Origin of the sequence: uncultured Jatrophihabitans sp., from assembly GCF_964244045.1 — a bacterium.
In the GTDB taxonomy this organism is placed as follows: Bacteria; Actinomycetota; Actinomycetes; order Mycobacteriales; family Jatrophihabitantaceae; genus Jatrophihabitans.
This window is the reverse complement of the sequence record NZ_CAXTHK010000065.1, coordinates 1-3,252: the sequence shown is the minus strand read 5'-3', so window position 1 is coordinate 3,252 and position 3,252 is coordinate 1. Positions and strand designations below refer to the sequence as shown.

Below are 3,252 nucleotides of genomic sequence, written 5' to 3'. Positions count from 1 at the left end.
TGCTCGCGCTCGCTCGAGGAGCTGCTGTTGGTTGGCGCCACCTCGTTGGACCAGTTCGTCAATGTTTGGTCGAACTAATCCCACCAGCCATTGGAGATTGGCATGCAGGATCTTCTAGCAATCGTGCTCAGGCACTTCGAGGACGGCGCGTCCCGGGCCGAGCAGGTCGTCCTCGGAAACACTTCGGGAGCATCGCTCGTCGCGCTTCCGGCTGAGGACCTGCCGACGGGACGACCGTCGAACACTGCGGAATGGAGAAGATGCCAACTTCAAGCTTATGTCTTCGACACGGCGGCTTGCTCCGCGGGCGGCGCCACGCTGCCCGCGGAGCAGGTGGAACGACGTCGCGATCTACTGGCCGAACGCCTCGGCTGCGAAAACTACTTCGATGCCTACTGCTGGAGTCGAAGCTTGAACCCGGTCGCCCTGATTGGGTTAGCGGACAGGCATCTCGCGACTACCAAGTACGAGTACCGAGCGCAGGCGCGATATTTTCTGCGAGCGAAATATGGCAGCTTCCACGAGCGGCAACTGCAGGATCGGCTCGCTCTAGAAGTCACCGCAGACCCGGATCGCTACCCGTTCGAACGGACAACTGCCGAGATTTTTTCGACACTTCAGAACTTAGGGCTGCGAGACAAAATCGATACCTCCAGGCGTTCGCGCATCGGCGTGACGGTCAACGTCGCGCACCCGTCACTCCGGAAAAGCAGCATTTTCCTCTCGCCCGCACCAGGGCTTGAGTCGCATCGGGGTGCTCTGCACGCGTTAGGCCACGCCATATTCAGCACCGTCAGCCAGTCGATCGAGGACGATCTTGGAGTCAACATTGCCGCAACCGAGGCGATTGCGTTCCAGGCTCAGCATCTTGCGCTCGCGGACGCGCGAGAGAGTGTGGGCGACTTCCTACGCTTCGTGCACCTGTTCCAGTCTCGGCTGTACGCCATACGTGCGCTACATGACGCGAAGCGTTTGGCAAAGAGGTCCGAAGACCCCGAGCAACTGAATGCATTAGCACGCGAGCATCTCGGCATTGTCGATCTAAAAGTTCGACCAATCAAGTCGAAATTGCTATCGGTTGATTTCCTTGTGGCCTTTGATGAGTTCTACCGCAAGGGCGAAATCGATCCGTCGTGGGAGACGCTCCTCAGTTACGCGCAGCAGGTCACTAATGCGACACTCGTGGATGGTGTGAACTCGAAGATGACTATATGAGCACAATGGCACGGCCTCTAATCCGAGAACTTCACTCTAGAGTGCCCGGGCCAAGAGTTGCGATCGTAGGCGGCGTCCACGGAGATGAGACCGCGGGTCCCCGCGCAATTTCGGCGATCAATGCAGGCAACGGTTGGGCTTCTTTCGATCGGGGGACCGTCGTTACCGTCTTGGCAAACCTTACTGCCTGCAAGTTCGAGGTCCGCTCCGTCAACTCAAATTCGAACGCCTTGTTCTCCCGCTGTCGACCGGCCGGCAGTAGAACCCCCGAGTACGAACTCGCTAGCCCGGTGCTTTCACGGTGACCGCGTGGTGATGAATTGAAAAGTGCTCCAGGCCAGACAAGATCGAGGTTGTCGAGACCATGATCGCGTCGAGCGAGGAGCACCTTCAGGGTGAACAATATCGGGCTGTATCCGCGTGTCCGCAGCGACACGGCCGGGGCGTCGTTGGTGTCGCAGGCCGGGGCGGTTGGGCTGGTTGAGACGGTGCGGGTTGCTGGGCTGGATCGGGCGCTGTCGCAAGCGTTGGAGCCGTGGCGCAGACCGCAGGCTCGTCACGACCCAGGCAAGATCATCACCGATCTCGCGCTGTCGCTGGCGGTCGGTGGTGACTGTCTGGCTGATGTCGCGGTGCTGCGTGAGCAGCCGGGCGTGTTCGGGGCGGTGGCCTCTGATCCGACGGTGTCGCGGCTGGTCGACACCCTTGCCGTTGACGCCACACGGTCGCTTGTGGCGATCGACCGGGCGCGGGCGTTGGTGCGGGCTCGGGTGTGGTCGCTGGCCGGCGAGCACGCACCGAATCACGCAGCCAGCCTCGACGATCCGTTGATCATCGACCTGGACGCGACGCTGCTCACGGCCCATTCCGAGAAGGAGCAGGCGGCGCCGACGTTCAAGCGCGGGTTCGGCTTTCATCCGTTGTTGTCGTTCGTTGATCATGGCCAGCACGGCACTGGTGAACCGCTGGCGTTCCTGCTGCGCCGCGGGAACGCTGGATCGAACACCGCCGCTGATCACATCACCGTCGCCCGGGCGGCGTTCGCGCAGCTGCCCGGACACCGCCCCGGCCGAAGGCCGGGCAAGCGGGTGTTGGTGCGCACCGACGGCGCCGGCTGCACCCACGACTTCCTGAACTGGCTCAGCGGGCAGCGGGTGCAGTACTCGATCGGGTTCACCCTGCCCAGCGACTTCGCCGCCCAGGTGAGGTTCTTGGACAAGGCTGACGCGTGGGAGGCGGCGCTGGACGCCGAGCAGCGGGTCCGCCCGGATGCCCTGGTCGCCGACGCGACCGGCCTGCTCGACCTCACGTCGTGGCCGGCGGGGATGCGAGTGATCGTGCGCAAAGAGAAACCCATCCCGGCGCGCAACTACGCATCACCGACATCAACGGCTGGCGGGTCACCGCGTTCGCGACCAACACCCCCGCCGTCGGCGGCCCGCACCGATCCTGCGCGCACCTCGAACTACGCCACCGCCGCCGCGCCCGCTGCGAAGACCGCATCCGCATCGCCAAGGACACCGGCCTGACCAACCTGCCGCTGCACGGCTTCGACCAGAACCGCATCTGGCTCGCGGTCGTCGCGCTCGCCGTCGAAATCACCGCCTGGTGGCAGACGCTCGCCCTCACCGAGCACCCAGCACGCCGCTGGGAACCCAAACGCCTACGACTCCGACTATTCAGCATCGCCGGCCGCCTCGCCGACCACGCCCGCGGCCGCCGCCTGCACCTCGCAGCCACGGCCCCGTGGGCCTGGCTCGTGCTCGCCGGCATCAAGCAACTCCGCGCACTACCCGCACCGACCTGAGCACCCCACCGACCGCCCCGACGACCAGCACGACCCCGACCGGCACGTGGACCCGGCGACCACCCGCACGACAGCGGGCAAACCGTCGCACCCCCGATGCAGAATCAGCTCCGAACGAGACCAACATCCTCGGCAGAACGCGCGTCAACGGGCTGACGAAAGATCCGGGCTAGCGCCAATACCGTTCAGTTAGGGCGCTGCACGAGGTAGCAGGTCTCGGGGTCCGGGCG

General features: G+C 64.2%; 2 protein-coding genes and 1 pseudogene. All 3 read left to right on the top strand.

Annotated elements, in window-relative coordinates; all coding sequences use genetic code 11:
* Positions 1–102 precede the first annotated feature (102 nt).
* The 3 genes and pseudogenes from ACFFC4_RS21820 (at position 103) to ACFFC4_RS21810 (ending at position 3,022) form a co-directional block, all read left to right on the top strand.
* Entirely contained in the window at positions 103–1,215 is a 1,113-nt protein-coding gene (locus ACFFC4_RS21820) for a hypothetical protein (protein WP_375504801.1), read from the top strand.
* Complete coding sequence (locus ACFFC4_RS21815; RefSeq protein WP_375504799.1) at positions 1,212–1,520, top strand: succinylglutamate desuccinylase/aspartoacylase family protein; 309 nt, start codon at positions 1,212–1,214, stop codon at positions 1,518–1,520. The genes ACFFC4_RS21820 and ACFFC4_RS21815 overlap by 4 nt, the downstream gene beginning before the upstream one ends.
* 90 nt (positions 1,521–1,610) lie before the next feature.
* Positions 1,611–3,022, top strand: a pseudogene (locus tag ACFFC4_RS21810) (IS1380 family transposase).
* Positions 3,023–3,252: the final 230 nt, after the last annotated feature.

Excerpts from the sequence above, each read along its gene's own strand:
- ACFFC4_RS21820 (WP_375504801.1), top strand. The coding sequence starts at position 103 with ATGCAGGATCTTCTAGCAATCGTGCTCAGGCACTTCGAGGACGGCGCG.
- ACFFC4_RS21815 (WP_375504799.1), top strand. The coding sequence starts at position 1,212 with ATGAGCACAATGGCACGGCCTCTAATCCGAGAACTTCACTCTAGAGTG.